The 19,285-nt window shown below is 62.2% G+C and carries 13 protein-coding genes; 5 read left to right on the top strand and 8 right to left on the bottom strand.

Features of this window, described 5'->3' with window-relative positions; genetic code table 11:
* Nucleotides 1-219: 219 nt before the first annotated feature.
* From JF539_RS15905 to JF539_RS15890, 4 genes are all read left to right on the top strand, one after another.
* Entirely contained in the window at nt 220-1,149 is a 930-nt protein-coding gene (locus JF539_RS15905) for a hypothetical protein (RefSeq protein ID WP_207141686.1), read from the top strand.
* 113 nt (nt 1,150-1,262) lie between these two features.
* Nucleotides 1,263-4,595 carry a DUF2126 domain-containing protein gene (locus JF539_RS15900; RefSeq protein ID WP_207141685.1) on the top strand — a complete coding sequence of 1,111 codons (3,333 nt, stop codon included), beginning with the start codon at nt 1,263-1,265 and terminating at the stop codon, nt 4,593-4,595.
* Nucleotides 4,596-4,775: 180 nt separating this feature from the next.
* Complete coding sequence (locus JF539_RS15895; protein WP_207141684.1) at nt 4,776-7,181, top strand: circularly permuted type 2 ATP-grasp protein; 2,406 nt, start codon at nt 4,776-4,778, stop codon at nt 7,179-7,181.
* Between the two features lie 46 nt (nt 7,182-7,227).
* The gene (locus JF539_RS15890) at nt 7,228-8,103 is read left to right on the top strand and encodes a transglutaminase family protein (protein ID WP_207141683.1); all 876 of its coding nucleotides are present in this window, start codon (nt 7,228-7,230) and stop codon (nt 8,101-8,103) included.
* Nucleotides 8,104-8,317: 214 nt separating this feature from the next.
* On the opposite strand, the gene JF539_RS15885 is transcribed toward JF539_RS15890, so the two are convergent.
* The 8 genes from JF539_RS15885 to JF539_RS15850 all read right to left on the bottom strand — a co-directional run bounded on the left by JF539_RS15885 (nt 8,318) and on the right by JF539_RS15850 (nt 18,669).
* The gene (locus JF539_RS15885; RefSeq protein ID WP_207141682.1) at nt 8,318-9,376 is read right to left on the bottom strand and encodes an ABC transporter ATP-binding protein; all 1,059 of its coding nucleotides are present in this window, start codon (nt 9,374-9,376) and stop codon (nt 8,318-8,320) included.
* A gap of 18 nt (nt 9,377-9,394) precedes the next feature.
* A complete protein-coding gene (locus JF539_RS15880) occupies nt 9,395-10,684 on the bottom strand; it encodes an MGH1-like glycoside hydrolase domain-containing protein (protein ID WP_207141681.1) in 1,290 nt (429 codons plus the stop codon).
* Nucleotides 10,685-10,725: 41 nt separating this feature from the next.
* Nucleotides 10,726-11,961, bottom strand: coding sequence for a carbohydrate ABC transporter permease (locus JF539_RS15875; RefSeq protein WP_207141680.1), 1,236 nt, complete (start codon nt 11,959-11,961; stop codon nt 10,726-10,728).
* The gene (locus JF539_RS15870; RefSeq protein ID WP_209017350.1) at nt 11,958-13,262 is read right to left on the bottom strand and encodes a carbohydrate ABC transporter permease; all 1,305 of its coding nucleotides are present in this window, start codon (nt 13,260-13,262) and stop codon (nt 11,958-11,960) included. Before JF539_RS15870 ends, JF539_RS15875 begins: the two co-directional genes overlap by 4 nt.
* 186 nt (nt 13,263-13,448) lie before the next feature.
* Complete coding sequence (locus JF539_RS15865) at nt 13,449-14,798, bottom strand: ABC transporter substrate-binding protein (protein WP_207141679.1); 1,350 nt, start codon at nt 14,796-14,798, stop codon at nt 13,449-13,451.
* Between the two features lies 1 nt (nt 14,799).
* Nucleotides 14,800-15,906 (bottom strand): LacI family DNA-binding transcriptional regulator, encoded by a 1,107-nt coding sequence (locus JF539_RS15860; protein ID WP_207141678.1) that lies wholly within the window; start codon nt 15,904-15,906, stop codon nt 14,800-14,802.
* 213 nt (nt 15,907-16,119) lie between these two features.
* Nucleotides 16,120-17,361 carry a GAK system CofD-like protein gene (locus JF539_RS15855; protein ID WP_209017349.1) on the bottom strand — a complete coding sequence of 414 codons (1,242 nt, stop codon included), beginning with the start codon at nt 17,359-17,361 and terminating at the stop codon, nt 16,120-16,122.
* 42 nt (nt 17,362-17,403) lie between these two features.
* Nucleotides 17,404-18,669, bottom strand: a complete 1,266-nt coding sequence (locus tag JF539_RS15850) for a glycerate kinase type-2 family protein (protein ID WP_207141677.1) — start codon at nt 18,667-18,669, stop codon at nt 17,404-17,406.
* Nucleotides 18,670-18,859: 190 nt separating this feature from the next.
* Here JF539_RS15850 and JF539_RS15845 point away from each other — a divergent pair, with 190 nt between their 5' ends.
* Nucleotides 18,860-19,249, top strand: a complete 390-nt coding sequence (locus JF539_RS15845; RefSeq protein ID WP_236042529.1) for a DUF427 domain-containing protein — start codon at nt 18,860-18,862, stop codon at nt 19,247-19,249.
* The last annotated feature ends 36 nt before the right edge of the window (nt 19,250-19,285 follow it).

Below are 19,285 nucleotides of genomic sequence, written 5' to 3'. Positions count from 1 at the left end.
CACGCGCCTGCATTCCGTGACCCGTTTCAATTGCCCCGCCACGACGCCACAACAAAAAGTTGCCGCAAATGGATTAATGGAATAACAATCCCATCAAAACCCATGCCGCAGCGTCATATGGAAGACATCAGCATCCGCATTCCTGACTAGTTCGCAAAAGAACTTTCAAACTGTTGAAACATAATAGAGAATACCCTAATCGAAAATTAACGGCGTCACATGAGACGTAGAGAAAACAGAGGGCTTGGACAAATCAGGAATGCAGCGTTCGCGCTGTGCGGACTGCTTGCGTGCCTCTCGCCGGCCCAACCGGTCGCGGCCCCCCTCGAAGTCATCACCCGAAAGCCGGAAGGCGCGGCGGACACGCGGAACCTGTACGTGGAATCGCTTCTGTCCCAGGCCTTGGAAAAGGCAGAGGTGAATGCCAGCATCTTGCAGGCGAAAACCCCCTTTACAAGAGACCGCCTGCTTCAGGAACTCATCGCGGGTGAAAACATCCACGTCACCGCCGACTCCCCCAAGCCCGGCTGGGAAGAAAATCTGCTGACCGTGCGAATTCCGCTGCGTAAAGGCATACAGGGGTACAGGTTGTTCCTGATCAACAAGCAGGATCAGGCTGATCTGGCCCAGGTCGACACGCTCGAAGAACTCAAGAAAATACCGACCGGTTCCGGCGCGCAGTGGTCAATCACCCGGACCTTGAAGGACGCAGGTTTCAACCTTGTGACAACCGAGGACTACGAAACCCTGTTCGATATGCTTGAATACAGGCGCTTCATCACCTTCGGGCGTGGCATCAACGAAGCCTTCCGCGAGCAGGAGAATTTCTCCAAGCGCAATCCGAACCTTGTTGTCGAGCAATCCCTGTGTCTGTTCATCCCGCTACCGACCTATTTTTTCGTAAGCCCGAAACACCCGGAGCTTGCCGAAAAAATAGAAACCGGCCTTGAGCGCATGATAGAGGATGGCTCTTTCGACGCCCATTTCCTGTTGTTCCACGGCGACGATATCGAGCGCGCGCAGCTCAGTGAGCGAAAGGTTTTCAAGGTTCCCAATACCGATCTGGGAGACGCCTACGAACTTGGCGATCCATCCTACTGGTACGATCCGAAAGCCTTCGAGAAGGACAGGACAGAAAACCGCAGTTGACGGCACCGCGCACCGCCAACGTTGGAAGGCCGCGTCGAGAAAGGCATGGTGCGGCGCGTTATTTTATGGAAACCTAGATACTTGTTTTGAGCCATAGCCGACAAGGTCTTTGAATGTCCATCTGCGCCAGCATCTATCACCTCACCCATTACCGCTACGACAGGCTTGTCACGCTGAGCCCGCAGATCATCCGCCTCAGGCCGGCCCCGCACAGCCGCACCCGCGTCCTGTCGCATTCCCTGAAGGTTTCGCCCGGCGGACATTTTGTAAACCACCAGCAGGATCCTTACGGCAACTGGCTCGCCCGCTTCGTCTTTCCCGAGCCCGTCCGGGAGTTCAAGATCGAGGTGGACCTGGTCGCCGACATGACCGTTTACAACCCTTTCGATTTCTTCGTCGAAGAACGTGCCGAGGACTGGCCGTTCGACTATCCGCAGGAACTGAAAGACGATCTTCAGATCTACAAGCGTCTGGACCCGACGGGCCCGCGCATGAAGGCGTTCCTGGAAACCGTGCCCAGGGACAAGAAACGCACGATCGATTTCATCGTCGACCTGAACGCCAGGGTGGCGAATGAGATCGGTTACGTCATCCGAATGGAGCCGGGCGTGCAGACGCCGGAAGAAACCTTTGAAAAAGGCACCGGCTCCTGCCGCGACACAAGCTGGCTCCTGGTTCAGGCGCTGCGTCATCTGGGGTTCGCCTCGAGGTTCGTTTCCGGCTACCTCATTCAATTGAAACCGGACCTGGAAGCGCTCGACGGCCCATCCGGCACGGATCACGACTTTACCGACCTCCATGCCTGGGCCGAGGTCTATCTCCCGGGCGCGGGCTGGATCGGCCTCGATCCCACCTCGGGCCTTCTGGCGGGCGAAAGTCACATCCCGCTGGCGGCGACGCCGCATTACACCAACGCGGCGCCCATCGTCGGCATGGCCAGCAAGGCGGAGGTGGATTTCTCCTTCGACATGAAGGTCGCGCGCGTTGCCGAGCACCCGCGCATCACCAAACCCTTTTCCGACGAAGCCTGGTCGGCGCTCAATCAGCTTGGCGAAAAGGTCGACCTTGTCCTCAAGAAGGAGGACGTCCGGCTGACCATGGGCGGCGAGCCGACCTTTGTCTCCATCGACGACTTCGAATCCGCCGAATGGAACACCGACGCGGTCGGCCCGACCAAGCGCGAAAAGGCCGACATCCTGATCCGGCGCCTGCGCGAGCGCTTCGCGCCCGGAGGGTTCCTGCACTACGGCCAAGGCAAATGGTATCCGGGCGAAACCCTGCCGCGCTGGACATTCTCGCTGTATTGGCGCAAGGACGAAAAGCCGATCTGGCACGATGCCGGCCTGATCGCGGAGGAGGCGCAAGCCAACTCCGCCACGCCGGAAAACGCACAGGCGCTTCTGGAACAGATCGCCGGCAAGCTGGACATAAAACCGGATTATGTCGTACCGGCCTTTGAAGACCCGGCCGTCTGGCTGGTCAAGGAGGCTGGCCTCCCGGAAAACGTCACCCCGAAAAACTCCAAGCTGGAAGACGCCGAGGCCCGTCACAGGATCGCGCGCGTATTCGACCGCGGCCTGACCACACCGGCCGGCTACGTGCTTCCGATCCAGAGCTGGCAGTCAAAAGCCGCCGGCAAACGGTGGCGCTCGGAATCCTGGAAACTGCGCCGTGAGGCCCTGTTTCTCATTCCCGGCGACAGCCCCGTGGGCTACCGGCTGCCGCTGGAGTCCCTGCCTTACGTCACTCCGGCGCAGTACCCTTACACGAATATCGCCGACCCGACCGTACCACGGGATCCGCTGCCGGATTTCCCCGTAGGCCCCCGCGCGGACCGGACACAGGGGGTCGCGAGTTTCACTGCCAGCCAGGGCCGGCAGGACCGCCACGAACAGCCCCTGCCCGACGATGAGTTCGGCGGCGCCACCGTCCGGACCGCCATGTCCATCGAACCGCGTGATGGCCGTCTCTGCGTATTCATGCCTCCGCTCGAGCGGATCGAAGATTATCTGGAGCTCCTCTCCGTTGCCGAAGCCGCAGCAGCCGATCTCGACCTGCCGGTCCATATCGAGGGCTATCCGCCGCCACCCGATCCCCGCATGAACGTCATCCGGGTCGCTCCGGACCCCGGCGTCATCGAAGTCAATATTCACCCGGCCGAAAGCTGGAACGATTGCGTCGCCATCACCGAAGGTGTCTACGAGGAAGCCCGGCAGTCGCGCCTGGGCGCGGACAAATTCATGATCGACGGCAAGCACACCGGGACCGGCGGCGGCAACCACGTGGTCGTCGGCGGCGCAACCCCGCTCGACAGCCCGTTCCTTCGGCGGCCGGACCTGTTGCGCAGCCTGATCCTGCACTGGCAGCGCCACCCGAGCCTTTCCTATCTCTTTTCAGGTCTCTTCATCGGGCCGACCTCGCAAGCCCCGCGCGTCGATGAAGCCCGGCATGACGGCCTTTATGAACTGGAGGTCGCGCTCTCGCAGATCCACCGGCCGGATGAGGGTCCGGCCCCGTTCCCGTGGCTGGTCGACCGTCTGTTGCGCAATCTGCTTGTCGACGTGACGGGCAACACCCACAGGGCGGAAATCTGCATCGACAAGCTTTATTCGCCCGATGGCCCGACGGGCCGCCTCGGCCTTGTCGAGTTCCGCGGTTTCGAAATGCCGCCCGACCCGCGCATGAGCCTGGCCCAGCAGCTCCTGATCCGGGCGCTGATCGCACGCCTTTGGCAGCAACCGCTCTCCGGCAATCTGACCCGCTGGGGAACCGCGCTCCACGACCGGTTCATGTTGCCCCATTATGTCTGGACCGATTTCCTCGACGTGTTGCGGGATCTTGACTATCATGGGTTCACCCTGCGCCCGGAATGGTTCGAGGCCCAGGCCGAATTCCGCTTCCCCTTCTGCGGTGAAATCGAGGTGGACGGTATTCACCTGGAAGTCCGGCAGGCCCTTGAACCCTGGCACGTGCTCGGCGAGACCGGCGCGATCGGCGGTACGGTCCGCTACACCGACAGCTCGACGGAACGCCTGCAGGTCAAGCTCACGACGAGCGATCCGGAGCGCTACACAGTCACCTGCAACCAGCGCATGCTGCCCTTGCAAAAGACCGAAACCAACGGCGTCTCGGTCGCCGGGGTCCGCTACAAGGCCTGGCAGCCGGCCATGGCGCTGCATCCCGTGCATCCCGTCGACGCCCCCTTGACCTTCGATATTTTCGACCGCTGGAGCGGACGGGCGATCGGCGGCTGCGTCTACCATGTCGCCCATCCGGGCGGCAGGAGCTACGACACATTCCCCGTTAACGGCAACGAGGCGGATGCGCGCAGGCTCTCCCGCTTCGAACCCCATGGCCACAACCCGGGTCTTTACATGCCGACGGTCGAGCGACCGCATCCGGAGTTTCCACTGACCCTGGATTTGCGTCGGCCGCAAAATATGTAAAGCTCCGCGTCGGGGGGATATTCGAAAAGGTGTTCAGAATCGCTCCGACCCGGCTGGAACCGTATGAAAACAAGGAGTTATACCAAGGGGAATTGATTATAACCCTTGGCATTAGAACATACGAAGTGGCTTAACAATCATGAGGTATGTTCTAAGGGATCTCCATCTGGAACCCTTTGAATGAGTTTGGACGAAACCGCAGAACCTGAAGATCAGCGCGTTGGATTGCTGAAATCCTACCGGCCCTTTCCCGGCGTTTCGGATGAACTTCTGGCGCCGGACGGGCAGGTGCGCCCAGTCTGGCGGCCGTTTCTCGATCATCTTTCCACCTTCACGGCGGAGGAAATCTCCGACCGGTTTGCCCGCGGCAACCAGTATCTCAACGATGCCGGCGTCTATTTCCGTCAGTACGGCCAGGACGGCGCCAACGAACGGGAATGGCCCCTCAGCCACATTCCGGTCCTGATCAGCGAGGACGACTGGAAGGTAATTGAAGAGGGGTTGATCCAGCGCGCCGAGCTTCTTGAACTCGTCGCCGGTGACCTCTACGGGGAAAACCGCCTGGTCGCGGAAGGCTATCTGCCGGCCTGTCTGATTGCCCAAAGTCCCGAATGGCAACGCCCCCTGGTTGGCGTGACCCCGAAATCCGGTCACTTCCTGCATTTCCTGGCCTTCGAGATCGGACGCGGGCCGGACGGCACCTGGTGGGTGCTGACCGACCGGGCGCAAGCCCCGTCGGGGGCCGGCTTCGCTCTTGAGAACCGGGTGGCGACTGGACGGGTGTTCAACGAATTCTTCGCCAAAGCCAACGTCCAACGCCTCGCAGGCTTTTTCAGACGCTTCAGGGACCACCTGGTCGAGCTGCGCGGTGAAACGGAAAGCCGGGTGTCCATCCTGACGCCCGGACCGCTCAACGACACTTATTTCGAGCATGCCTACATCGCCCGCTATCTGGGCTTCATGCTTCTGGAAGGCGAGGATCTGACGGTCCAAAACGGAGACCTGATGGTCCGGACCGTTGACGGTGTCAAGCCGGTCACCGTCTTGTGGCGTCGGCTGGATTCGGCCTGGACCGATCCGGTCGAATTGAACGAGACGTCGCAGATCGGAACCCCGGGCCTGGTTCAGGCGGTTCGGGAAGGATCCGTCACGATGGTCAACGCGCTCGGCAGCGGCATTCTGGAAACCCGTGCCCTGCTCGCCTTTCTGCCGCGCATCAGCGAGAGGCTTCTGGGCGAAAGCCTGAAACTTCCCAACGTGGCCACATGGTGGTGCGGCGAGGAAACCACGCGCTCCTTCGTGAAGGAACACGCCGAAACCATGATGTTCAGCCCGGCGCTGTCCACCGCGCTTCCGTTTTCGTCGGCGCAGACGGATTTCATCGGCAAGGACTTCCGGAAGTTCCACAAGGGTATTCTGGAAACATGGATCGACAGCAAGCGCGACAAGCTTGTCGGCCAGGAGGCTGTCACCCTGTCGACAACGCCGGCTTATGACGATGGCCGCCTTGTGCCGCGTCCGATGAGCCTGCGTGTCTTCCTGGCAAGAACCGAAGAGGGCTGGGAGGTCATGTCGGGCGGCTTCGCGCGGATCGGCAGAACGGAAGACGCCAGCGCCATCGCCATGCAGGCCGGCGGCTCCGCGGCCGACGTCTGGGTTGTCGGCGGTCGCAAACAGGTCAGGGAGACCCTCCTGCACCAGGCGGACTCGCCCTTCTTCAAGTCCCAGGCCGGCGCCCTGCCGTCGCGCGCCGCCGACAACCTGTTCTGGCTGGGGCGCTATGTCGAACGCGCTGAAGGCGCGGTCCGCCTTTTGCGGGCCTATCACGCCCGGCTGATGGAAACCGCCGATCCGGAGGCGCCGCTGGTTGCCATGACGGCGGAGTACCTGGACAAGATCGGCGTCGCGCCGGACACCGCGATTCCCGACGGCCTCATTTCCATGCTGCAATCGGCGGTCACGAGCGCCAGCAAGGTGCGCGACCGGTTTTCGGTCGACGGCTGGCTGGCCTTGAACGACCTCGTTCAGACGGCCAGCGGCGCGCAAAGGGCGATGCGCGGCAAGACCGACGTGCCCCGCGCGATGGGACTGCTGCTGCGCAAGATCACCGGGTTCTCGGGATTGGTCCACGAGAACATGTACCGCTTTACCGGCTGGCGCTTCCTGAGCATCGGCCGCGCCATGGAGCGGGCGCAGCGGATGTCGGACCTTCTGTCGGTCTACACGGTTCCCGATGCGCCTTCAGGATCGCTGGAATTGCTTCTCGAAGTCGGCGACAGCGCCATGTCGATGAGCCGGCGCTACGCGGTTTCGCTCAGCCATGCCACGGTCCTCGACCTGCTTGCCATGGACACCAAGAATCCGCGCTCCGTTCTCCACCAGCTGACGGAGATGAAGGAACACATCGCCGTGTTGCCGGGAGCCTCCGAACACGGCCACCTGTCGGACCTTGCCCGCTCGGTCCTGCAGACCCATACCAATCTTGCCATCGCGACCCCCGAGACGCTGACGCCGGACGCCCTGGAGGACCTGCGGGATCAGATCGCCTATCTGTCCGTGGAATTGCACGATGCCTACATTCGCTGAGAACGGCCGGTGTCTCGGCCTGAACCGTCCGGAGTGAGATTCCCTCGTGCTTTACGACGTCGCTCTCGAAATCACTTACGACTATGCCAGCCCGGCCAACTCCGGACGCCACGCCCTGCGGCTGATGCCCGCCACCATCCCCGGAGAGCAGAGGCTGATCTATGGACAGGTCCAACTCGGCCCAAGACCCACGGAACGGCGCGACCGGACCGATTTTTTCGGCAACGCGGTGACCGATGTCGCCTACCGCAAAGCCCACAGCGATCTTTGTTTGAAACTCACCGCGCGGATCGACCGCACCGCGATGCCCGAGGAACTCGACATCTCGCCACCGCTCGCCGGCCTTCCGAAGGAACTGGCCGGCCTCCATTCCCTGAAGCCTGAGGAACCGGTTCATTTTCTCGCGCCCTCGCCGCGCCTGCCGCTGGATCCCGCCTTCGCGGTCTATGCGCAGGAGCGCATCGGAACGGGTGTCAGCGCGATTGCAGCTGTCGAGGCCATAGGAAAGGCGCTTCACGAGGACATGCGTTTCGACGCGGAGGCGACGACGGTGGACACACCGGCGCTCGAGGCGTTCGAACGCCGCCACGGCGTTTGCCAGGATTTCTCCCATATCATGATCGCCTGCCTGCGCAGCGTCGGCATCCCCGCCGGGTATGTCAGTGGCTTCTTGCGCACCATCCCGCCGGAAGGCCAGGAAAGGCTTGAGGGCGCGGACGCCATGCATGCCTGGGTCAGGGCCTGGTGCGGCATCGAGACCGGCTGGATCGAATACGATCCGACCAATGCGGTACGGGTCGGCCAGGATCACATCGTGGTCGCCAGGGGCCGCGACTACGGCGACGCCGCGCCGGTGAAGGGAGTCCTGCGCACCGCCGGCCCGCAGACCACCGACCATAAGGTCGATGTCATTCCGCGGTAGATTGTCAGACGGGCCGTCCCGGTCCGATGCGCTCGAGGGATCCGGCCCGGATCAGCTGGGCGGGAAACGCTTGGACGGGGACTGGAGAACGTCATCCCACGAGGCCTGTCCATCCATCACGCTCCCTCTCGTGCTGTCTCTTTTTCCGCAGCCCAGTGTCGCGGGTCCGTCGATGATCGGGATCTAGGACCCACGGCCGCGAGCGGTGAATGTCCTACCGGACCGCCCGATCCTCGGCATCGAAAAAATGCATCCTGGTTTCATCGAACCTGAGACCGATACGGCTCCCCTCGTCCACCGTGTCGCTGCCGCTGATCCGAACCAGAACCGTATCGAGGCCGTCGAGCGCGACATAAAGGAATGTGTCCGCGCCGAGATACTCCGCGACTTCGACCGTGCCGGAGCAATGCCCCTCGCCTTCGCCGACAACCGCCATGTGCTCCGGCCGGATGCCGAGCTTGACCGGCGTTTGCGCCGCCCCCGCATGCGGATAATGGCCACCGCCGTGCCCTTGCAGGGAAAACCGGTCGCCCTCCACCGAACAGGGCAGCACGTTCATCTTCGGCGAGCCGATGAACTGGGCCACGAACAGATTGTCCGGACGCTCGTAAAGCTCACGCGGCGACCCCACCTGTTCGATCCGGCCGGATTGCAGCACCACGATCTTGTCGGCAAGCGTCATCGCCTCGACCTGATCGTGGGTCACATAGATCATGGTCGTGCCGAGGCTCTTGTGCAGGCGGGCGATCTCGAACCGCATTTCCACGCGCAGCGCCGCGTCCAGGTTGGAGAGCGGCTCGTCGAACAGGAAAGCGCTCGGTTCGCGCACGATCGCCCGTCCGATGGCGACCCGCTGGCGCTGACCGCCGGACAGAGCTTTCGGCCGCCGGTCGAGGTAATCGCCGAGCTTCAGCACATCCGCCGCCGCGGACACCTTCCGCTCGATTTCGTCCCTGGGGACCCCGGCCGTCTTCAGACCGAAGCCGACGTTTTCACGCACCGACATGTGCGGATAAAGCGCGTAGGACTGGAACACCATGGAAAGCCCCCGGCCCGACGGCGGCAGCGCGGTGACATCCTTGCCGTCGATCTCGATGGCGCCGCGGCTGGTTTCCTCCAGGCCTGAAATCAGCCTGAGCAGCGTCGACTTTCCGCAGCCGGACGGACCGACGAAGATGACGAACTCGCCGTCTCCGATCTCCAGATCGACGCCCTTGATCACCTGAAGAGTGCCGAACCACTTTTCAACCTTGTTGAGCCGGATCGCTCCCATATCGTTCCTCTCCAGAGCTTAAGCAGCTTTGTTCGCGCGCGACGGCGAGGCCCAGGCGAGCCAGATCGCGGCGGTCCAGGAAAAGGATCCGCCACCGGCTCCGGTTCCGTCCACCGGGCTGAAATATTCGGCGAAACCGCCGGTTTCGATGAGGGCTGCCGTATCGCGCCGCACTCTTTCCGACCGCGCGAAATCTCCGGCTTCCGCGAACCCGCGGGCGATCATGTAGTTGATCATCGCCCAGACCGGCCCGCGCCAATAGCGCAGCGGTTCGTAGCAGGCGTGGTCCGGATCGTAGGACGGTGTCATGTAGCGGACTTTCGCCGCGATCCGGTCGAAATGCGCCTGAAGGGCACTGAGCGTCAGATCGTCCGTCAGGCCTGCGTAAGACGCCAGGAACGATGCGCTCGAAATGCCGTTCGTCTGCTTGCCCGTTCGCAGGTCCAGCGCGACATGGGCCTTCAGGTCCTCGTTCCAGAGCCTCTTGGCGCCTTCTTCCATGCGGGCGATCCAACCTCGGATCTCGGCGGCTTCACTTTCCTGGCCGAGGCGTTCGGCGAGATTGAGAAGATCGCGGTTGGCCTTCAGGAAGATAAAGGTGACACCGGGGTCGGCGACGAAGAACGGGCAGCTTCTGGCGACTTCAGCCGGATCCCAGCCGACTTTCCGGCAGGCGGCAACGATACTCAGATAGCGGTCGTAGTCTTCCTTGTGCGGCCGCATGGACGGATCGACGTGTGAGGTATCCTTGCGCTCGTAAGGACCGATATCCTTGACGTCGACGGCGGCAAGTGCCGCGTCCCAGTCCGGCAGATTGTCCCGGCCGGACTCCCAGGGGTGGATCACGGCGAGCACACCCAGATTGTCCGGATCGCGATAGGCAAGGTACCAGCGGTGCCAGGCCATCAGCTTGGGCAGCAGCGCGGCCGCCCTTTGAAGGGTTGTCTTGCTCGGATCGGCCTCGACGAGATCCCGAACCACCGACGCCGCCACAGGCGGCTGGGAATGGCCGGAACTCGGGATCGGACCGCCATCCGTTCCCCACACGGATGGCCCCGGAAAATAGCTCGGATCGTCCTTGCGAAACAGAATGTGCGGGACCATTCCGTCGCGCCACTGTCCTTCGAACAGCATTTCGATTTCCCGCCAGGCGCGATCGGGATCGAACGTGGCGAAGCCGAGCGCGACAAAAACGGAGTCCCAGTTCCACTGATAGGGATAAAGCCCTTTCGTCGGGATCGTGTAACCGCCCTGATCGTTCTCGGTCAGGATCGTTCTTGCGGTCGTATCCAGGTCTAGATCTGACAAATGTTTCTCCTGCGGGCCTTTCAAGGCCTCTTTGAGCTTCGCTATCCTTTGACGCTGCCCGCCGTGAGGCCCTGGACAAGGAAGCGTTCGAACCAAAGAAAGATGACGAGCACGGGAACGGTCGCGATCACCGCGCCCGCCATCAGGTGTTGACGTGGAACCTCGGAGGAATTCAGGGAAACCACGCCACGGGAAAGAGTGAAAATGTCCGGATCGTCCAGGAACATGAAGGCGAACAGAAACTCGTTCCAGGCGATCATGAACACGTAGAGCGACACCGATGCGAGTGCCGGCAGGGACAGCGGCAGGGTGATCTTCAGGATCACCCCGATCCGTGACAGCCCGTCCATCAGACCGGCCTCCTCGAGTTCCGAAGGCAAGCCGCGGAAATAGCCCTGCAGCATGTAGAGAGCGACAGGGATCGTGGTCGCCGGATAGACGATCAGGAGCCCGGTCAGGGTATTGCGCAATCCGAGCTGCGAAAAAACCGCGTAAAGCGGGATCACCAGCACGATGGCCGGAACCATGTAGATCAGCAGGACCGAGCGCGCCAGTGCCGCCTGCCCCGGAAAACGGAGGCGGGAGACCGCATAGGCGCCCGGCACGGACAGCAGCAGGGTGAGGACGACGGTCGCAACCGAAACGAAGGCCGAGACCATGAGATAGCGGCCGAAATTGAACTGCGTGAAGAGTTCCACATAGGAGCGGAAGAGGCCCGCAACGCCCTGAGAGAGATCGATTGAAAGGTCGAGCGGATTGGCAAGCAGGGCCTGCTGGCTCTTCAGCGACGTCATCACCATCACGTAGAAGGGCAGAGCGACAATCGTGATGAAGAAGACGAAGCCGATCCCCTTGGCGATGCGGATGTAGATCACCTCCCGCTCGTACCGGCTCATGGCGCCGAAGCGTGCTCCGGCAAGACATTGCCTGTTCGCCGCCGTAACCGCGAACACGAAGACGATCAACGCCGCGCCCTGCCAGACCGGCACCGTGGAAAGCGGCAAGCCGAAAGGAGCGGCAAAGGTCGCCGCCATCGTCACCAGAAAAACGATGCCCGCCGAAAGCGCAAAGGAGCGAAGCCCAGTCTCCTGGCCTTCGCCGGATTGTCTCCAGACCAGAACAAGCGCTGAGACGACACCCGCGAGGCCGGCGGCGCTCGCCTGAGGCAGGGCGATCTCCCCGGTGATCAGGGTCAGGGTTACGCCGGTCACCACCATGGCGACGACGCCCCAGATCAGGCCCGTCAAGGCAGCAAGAAGGACGCTCGCGGGTCTCATAGACCTTCCTCCTTCGGCGAGAAGCGGATGAACAGGGTGGCGAAGGTCACCAGCACGACAAAGACCACGACCGCGACCGCCGCCCCGGCGCCGAGGTTCGACAGGGCAAAGCCCTGCTCATAGACGTCCACGGTCAGGGTGCGGGTGCCCGCGTTCCCGCCGGTGAGCAGGAAAATGTCGTCGAACTTGTTGAAGGTCCAGATGAAGCGCAGGAGAAACAACACAGACAGGATACCCATCAGCTGCGGCAGTGACAGATACCAGAACTGCTGCAATGGCGTTGCTCCGTCCATTTCGGCCGCCTCGTACATGTCGGTGTTGATCGACTGCATGCGCGCCAGGATGAACAGGAAGGACAGGGGGAAATACCGCCAGGCCTCGAAAGCGATGACCGTCGACAGGGCCAGCGGGAATTCCAGGGGAAGACCGAAGACCGAGAATTCGATCGCCCTTTGTCCGAAGAAGTTGATCGGGTCCGAGACGACGCCCATCCTGGTCAGCAGCGTATTGAAACTGCCGGAAAACGGATCGAACAGAACCACCCAGGTAAAGGCGACCGCAATCACCGGCGAGACATAGGGAAACAGGAAAAGGCCGCGCACAAATCCTCGGCCGGTGAAAGCCGTGTTCATCAGCTGGGCCGCGAACAGCCCAAGCACCAGCGCTCCACCCGTGCCGAAAATCGTGTAGTAGAAAGTCACCCGCAAAACGGACCAGAATTCATCGGCGCTGAAGAGCCGCTGAAAGTTCTCGAACGTGAACTCCAGACTGGTCAGCACGTTGTTCGCGTCACCCGACACCACGGGCTCGCTTTCCCGCTCCGGCCGGTCGGCCGTCAGGAAACTCTCTGAGACGGTGCCTTCAAGACGGAGCCGATCCCGCCAGCCGGCTTCGACCGTTCCGATTGCGCATGTCAGCGCCCGGCCATCGATGGAACAGTATTCGGGCATGCTGACGGCCGAAAACCCGTCGGGAATTTCGTCTTTCAGCACGACGTCGCGGATTTCTTCGTCCCGGGACGAATTGCGCAGCCGGTACTCGAGCGTTGCGCTGTCGCCGGCGGTTTCCGGCTTCCCTCGAAGGCGCTCATTGACCAGCACGGTCGGCGGCCGCAGGTCGGCAAGCTGAACAGGCTTCACGCTGATCCAGAAATTCGCAAGAAGCGGCCCGGCCACGATGAGCAGAATGATCGCGAAGGTCGGTGCCAGCATCAGATAGGCCAGCCACATCTCGCGGCGCTGCATCGGGCCGATACCTTTTGGCGGGCCGGACGAAACCGGAACTTGATCTTGGACACTCATCGTTTCAGCTCTCGTGCGCCGCTCGTTCGGGCGGAAATTCGGCCAAGCCTCCGCCCTCGCCTCCCACGGCACATGCCGCGGGAGACGTTCGGGCTGGTGGGCCGGGCATGCAATGCTCATACATGAACGCCAGACCCGTTCTTGGGAGGTGGGATTATCCCGCCGGGATCCGGCGGAATCTCTGTGTTACTGGATCTTCGCCAGTTCGTCGTTCAGCTTCGCGACCGTCGCGGCGGCATCACGCTCGCCATCGATGTATTCGCGTACCAGCCGGTTCATGACCTGGCTGTTGATCATCTTGGAAGCGAGCGAAAGCTGGCCTTCCTTGACGCCCCAGCGGCTTGCGGTATCGAGACCGGAAACGATGGTCTCGATCGTCGCCGCGTCGTAGAGGTCGGACAGGGGCGCCTTGCGGTCGACGCCAACCGGCAGTTTGGCCCAGCCATCGACGAAAGCGGTCGCATTGTCCTTGTTGCCTCTGCGGACCGGAAACTTGCCTTCCGGAGCGATCGAAAGGGTCGACATGTAGCCGTCATCCATGGAGAACTTGACGAAATCCATGGCGTTGTCCGTATCCGCATCGTTGGTGATGCCGAAATAGCGGATGTCGGCCCAGGCCGCTCCGTCCGGGTTCGACGGACCGCTCAGGGTGGTCACGATACCGGTCTTGGCCGCCAGATCCCTGGATGTCGGATCGTCGTTGATCGTCGGCGGCGCGCTGTCGCGCAGGCCCGCAAGCTCGTCCAGAATGAACGGAGACCAGATGATCATCGCCGCCTTGCCGGCAAAATAGAGTTCCCTGGACTGCTTCCAGAAGAGGTCGCCGGGAGGAGAAGCTTCCGCGATGGCCTTGTAGAACTCCAGCGCCTCGACGGTCTTTTTCTCGTCGAGCGGCTTGAAACCGGCGTCACCGACCGGGCTCACCCCATTGGCCAGGAGCACATGCTCCAGAACCTGGCTCATGAAGTTCTCGTCGATCTTGGTCGCGGCCACGAAGGCGAACATTTCCGGCGGATTATGAAGCTTTTCGACAGCAGCCAGAATGTCCTCGTAGCTGTCAGGCGCCGCAAGGCCGTTTTCCTCAAACAGATCCTTCCGGTAGACAACCATCTGCGTCCAGCCATCCGCCGGAACGGAGGCAACGCCGTCCTCGGTGGCCGCCATCGCCATGGCGCCGGGTGCGAAAGTATCCGTCCCGAGGCTTTCGACAACCTCCGTGGCGGCTTCCGTATCCAGAATACCAGCCTCTGCCCAGGGCAGCGCATATTGAAGGGTGTGGTAGATCACGTCCGGCAGGTCCCCGGCGGCGAAAGCCGCGGTCGCCCGGGTGCCGAGATCGGACTCGGTCACCGGAATAACCTCAACCTCGATACCGGTCTTGTCCTTGAACGCGGCGGCCATCTCTTCCTGCTTGGCCAGACGCTCCGGCTGTTCTTCCGTGGTCCAGAAACGCAGCGTTTCGGCCTGAGCCGCGCTCAGGCCGAGCGCGAGCGCACCCGCGATGGTCGAGGCCAGGAATATATTCCTCCCGATCATGTCATTCTCCCTTGTTACCAGAGTGTGGCTGTTTGTTCAGCCTGTCCCGAAGCACGCCCGCGAGCGCCTCCGGTGTCATCGAAGGCGCGCCGTCCGAGGCGCGCCGGATCAGGTCCGCTCTTGCAAGCGACTGCAAGGCTTGCGGGTCCGCCCCGTCCAGAACGTCGACCAGCATGCGCGCCACCCGGGCGCCCGCATCCTGCGCGCTTTGCGAAAAGGTTGTCAGTGGCGGATCGAGGTATTCGCCGACAGGAAGCCCGTCGTATCCGAGAACGGTCACGTCGGAGCCCGGCTTCAAGCCGAATTTTCGGCAGAACTGAATGGCGCCGATCGCAAGAGCGTCGGTGGCGCACAACAGGGCGGTCGGCGGGCTTGGAAGCGCAAGCAGCGCCTCCGCCCCGGCAATGCCGCCGCGCTCGCTCAGGTCCTGAACGCTCTCAAGCTCTTCGTCCCGGGGCAGTCCCAGGGCTTCCAGTCCCTGGCGATAGCCCTGAAGCCGCTGAAGCGCGAAATTCAGTTCGAGCGTCCCGCCGATGAAGCCGATACGCTGGTGCCCGAGGCTGTAAAGATGGCGAACGCCATCTGCGAAGGTCGCTTCGTTGTCGATGTCGAACCAGGCGTATCCGGACGGGTCCGAGGTGCGGCCATGGGCCACGAAGGGAAAATTGTGCTCTTTCAGATAGGCGATTCGCGCGTCGTCAACTTCGGTGCGGGTCACGATGAAGCCGTCGACCTTGCGGCGCGCGATCAGCCGCTTCAGGCTTTCAATCGTGTGATCGCGCGAATGCGCGGTGGTCACCAGAAGGTCCAGGCCGAGTTCGTCAAGCGCCCGGGCGATCCCGTCGATGAATTCCGCCAAAAACGGATCCGCCCCGCTGCCATGACCGACGGGTATGACGATGCCGAGCGTGTCCTGACGTCCCCGCTTCAGATTGCGCGCGGTCGCCGACGGCTGATAGCCGAGGTCCTTGACCGCCTGAAGGATACGCTTTTTCGTCGTTTCGGAGATATCGTTGTAGTTGTTCAGGACACGCGAGACGGTTCCCTTGGCAACGCCAACATGGCGAGCCACATCGTCGATCGTGACGGAACCGCGTGTCCGCGACATCTTTCCTCCGCTGGTGCCGGCAAGGCACACGTATTCTTCGCAAGACCCGTTTCGAGCAGAGCCGAAACAGTCATATTCTTTTAAAAAAACTTACAAAACCGATTTTGTAAGTCAACAAAATCGGTTTCGGAAAACTGATTTAGTTATTACGCAACGCGGGAACCCGTTGCCGCAAAAGCAAAACTTTTCAGGAATGGTTTCGGGAAACCTGTTCTAGCAGAGCGAAACAAGCGCCTCGCACAAGGACGCCGGATCGTAAAAGGGCGCGGACCTTTCGCTCACCAGATCGCGCTTCAAAACGGTGATGCCGCGCGCCTCGACCGCCGCAGTTTCGGTCTCCGGCACGCTTTTGTCGACGATGACGAAATTGATCAGGCGGTCCACCGGACAATCCGGCCCGGTATCCCGGTGCAGATAGGTCAGGAGCGTGTGCACCCTGTCGGCGTGCGTCATGTCCGCGGTTTCAGGGTCGTGCCCAAGACTCGGGACATAGACCTTGGGAACCGTGCGTTCGGCAATCGCAGACCCGACCCCCTTGGGCAGAAGATTCGCGATCAGGCTGGTGTAGAAGCTGCCCGGCGCGTAGCAGATCTGGTCCGCAGTATGGATCAGGTTCCGGTTGCGCTCCGGAAAAGTGGCCGTCACCGTCTCGCGCCCCTGCAGGCTGGCGTTCAAAAAGAAATCCTTGATCGGCGAAGTCAGCGGCGGATGCTCCTTCCCGGTCAGGAGATGCTGCCCGATGACGGTCTCGCCATTGGCGAGTTCCGCACCGAGGTGGAGATTGTCGTCGCTCACCGCGCGTACGGTGCCCTGCACGCCAACCAGCTTGGACACCAGAAAGATGATCGGTTCCAGCTGCTGGTTCTGGTTGAGATAACCGCCGGCCAGGATCAGGTTGCCGATGCTGGCACCGCACAGGTCGAACCCCTGCGGACATGCAGCCCGGAACATGCCAAGCTGATTCTGGATGAGCGTGCGCATGGGCTGTTCAATGGCATCCACCAGCGGATGCGTTCCGGCGATCATGGCGTCGAGCTGGCCGGTGAGATCGGTCTGCGCCGCCGATCTGGCGAAACGGTGGGTGAACAGGCGGAAGACATCCGGATGGCCGAGCACCGTTTCGTCGGCGAGCGCCATCAGGCGGCTTCTGAGGTCGCCGATGGCAGGCATGTTGAAAGCGACCCTGAGCCCCTGGGAGCTGCCGCCGGAATCGAATGGGGTCACCAGGTGGATGGAATTGTGGGTGTAGCGCTTGAGATATTGCGACACGCCGTTCAGCGCCGACCCGCCGCTGAAAAACAGGAGCCTCGGGCCCAGTTCCGGGTTGGACAAGGAGCGTTCGATCCGGAACGGATCGGGCATGCGCACGGCGCGGGTGATGGTGATCTCAGACACGTCCGGCCCCTGACTGACAGATGCGCCGCCCGGTTCCAGGGCGGTTCGTTCGATGGACATAGCAGAAAACTGGTTACAGTTTGGACAAGGCCTTTGCCGACGCTATGCCTCCGGTCCAATCCAGATGGCACGGAAGTCGTTCACGTTGGTCAGGGTCGGTCCCGTGATCACCTGGCTGTCCAGCGCTTCGAAGAAGCGGTGCGCGTCGTTTTCCTCCAGAGCCGTTTCAAGCGACGCTCCGGCCGCTTCGGCCCTTTGAAGCGTGTCCGGACCGATGACGGCACCCGCGACCTCGGCGGCCCCGTCGACCCCGTCCGTGTCGCAGGCAATGGCATGGATTCCCTTTGCGCCGTTGAGCGCAAGAGCGAGCGCCAGTGCGTACTCCGCGTTCGGTCCGCCGACGCCGTCGCCGGTTCGCGTGACCGTCAGTTCTCCGCCGGACAGAAGGATCAGGGGCTTCTCCCGGCCGGCCCGTTCCTTCTGGCGCTGAATTGCCAGCCCGGCATGAGCCTTCGCCACCTCCCGCGCCTCGCCTTCCAGCGCGTCGCCAAGCAGTTCCACGTCGCAGCCGGTGTCCTCGGCAAGGTTGCGGGCAGCCTGCAGGGACTGTGACGGCGCCGCGAACACGATATTCGTCACCCGGGAAAGTCTCTCGTCCTCCGGCTTGAGAACGCCGCCGGGACCGGCGAGCACCTCTTTCGCGGCTGCCGGAATTTCGATCCGCCAGTTCCGCAAGATGCTCCGCGCATCGGCCTGCGTGCTGCGGTCGCCGACGGTGGGCCCGGAGCCGATTTCCGCCGGATCGTCACCCGGCACGTCGGACAGGAGCAACGCCAGCATCCGCGCCGGATGGGCAGCCGCGGCAAGCTGTCCCCCCTTGACGCGGCTCAAATGCTTGCGCACGACGTTCATCTGTCCGATCGGAGCCCCGGAGGCGAGCAGCATCCGGTTGATCTCCTTCTTTTCTTCCAGAGACAGCTCTCCAGCGGGTGCGGTCAATAGCGCGGACGCGCCCCCTGAAATCAGGGACAGCACGAAATCCTCCTCGCCGAGCCCCTCCAGCAGTTCAAGCATGCGGCCCGTTGCCCGCGCGCCGGCCTCGTCCGGCACCGGGTGGGCCGCCTCGACGATTTCGATCTGGTGCGTCGGCCGGGCGTAACCGTAACGGGTGATGACCAGCCCCTCGCACGGCCCCCACTCGGCTTCGACCGCTTCCGCCATGCGCGCCGACGCCTTGCCCGCACCGACCACAACCACCCTGCCCGTCGGCTTTTCCGGAAGATGGGCGGCAAGGCTTTTCATCGGGTCCGCGACCTCGACGGCACGTTCGAACAAGCGTCTCAAAAATGTCTCTTCCGCCCCGACCATCCCTGGCGCCTTTTTGCTGAAAGTGAATCGAACCGGAGTTTGAGCGCACATCCCGAGGCTGTTGCAAGCCTTATCTGTCTGATTTGAAGAAGGCCTCGTTCAGCGCGCGTTCACGGCAATGTTAAAATCGTGTCTTTGCCTTCGTCATCGGACGGAAGCACAGTCCTCGTGAATTGACATGGAGCAACCGATGACAGCCCTGGCAAGCCCCGCTTTTGACGATGCAATCCGCAACCCCTCCGATGACGCCCATCTCATGGTGATCAAGAACGTTTCCCGCCGGATCCGCATCTATCGCGGCGACGTCCTGATTGCCGACACGACGTCCGCGCTGCGCGTGATCGAAATCGGCAAATCCGTGTACGACCCGGTGATCTACGTGCCGGCCGCCGATCTGTCAGTCGCCGTCGAGGCAGTTGACAGATCGACCCATTGCCCGATCAAGGGGGACGCCGGTTATATATCGCTCGGCGGGGATGAAATCGGCTGGATCTACAAGGACCCGATCGACTTCGCGCGCAGGCTCGCGGATCACTATGCCTTCTGGCCGGACAAGGTCCGGATCGTCGAAGGCGAATAGCAGACACTCGTCCTCGACAGCCGGATCGCCGCACCC

Source organism: Roseibium aggregatum (assembly GCF_017309185.1).
Classification (GTDB): Bacteria; Pseudomonadota; Alphaproteobacteria; order Rhizobiales; family Stappiaceae; genus Roseibium; species Roseibium aggregatum_B.
Note: the sequence above shows the minus strand (reverse complement) of the source record. Positions and strands in the feature narration are given on the sequence as shown.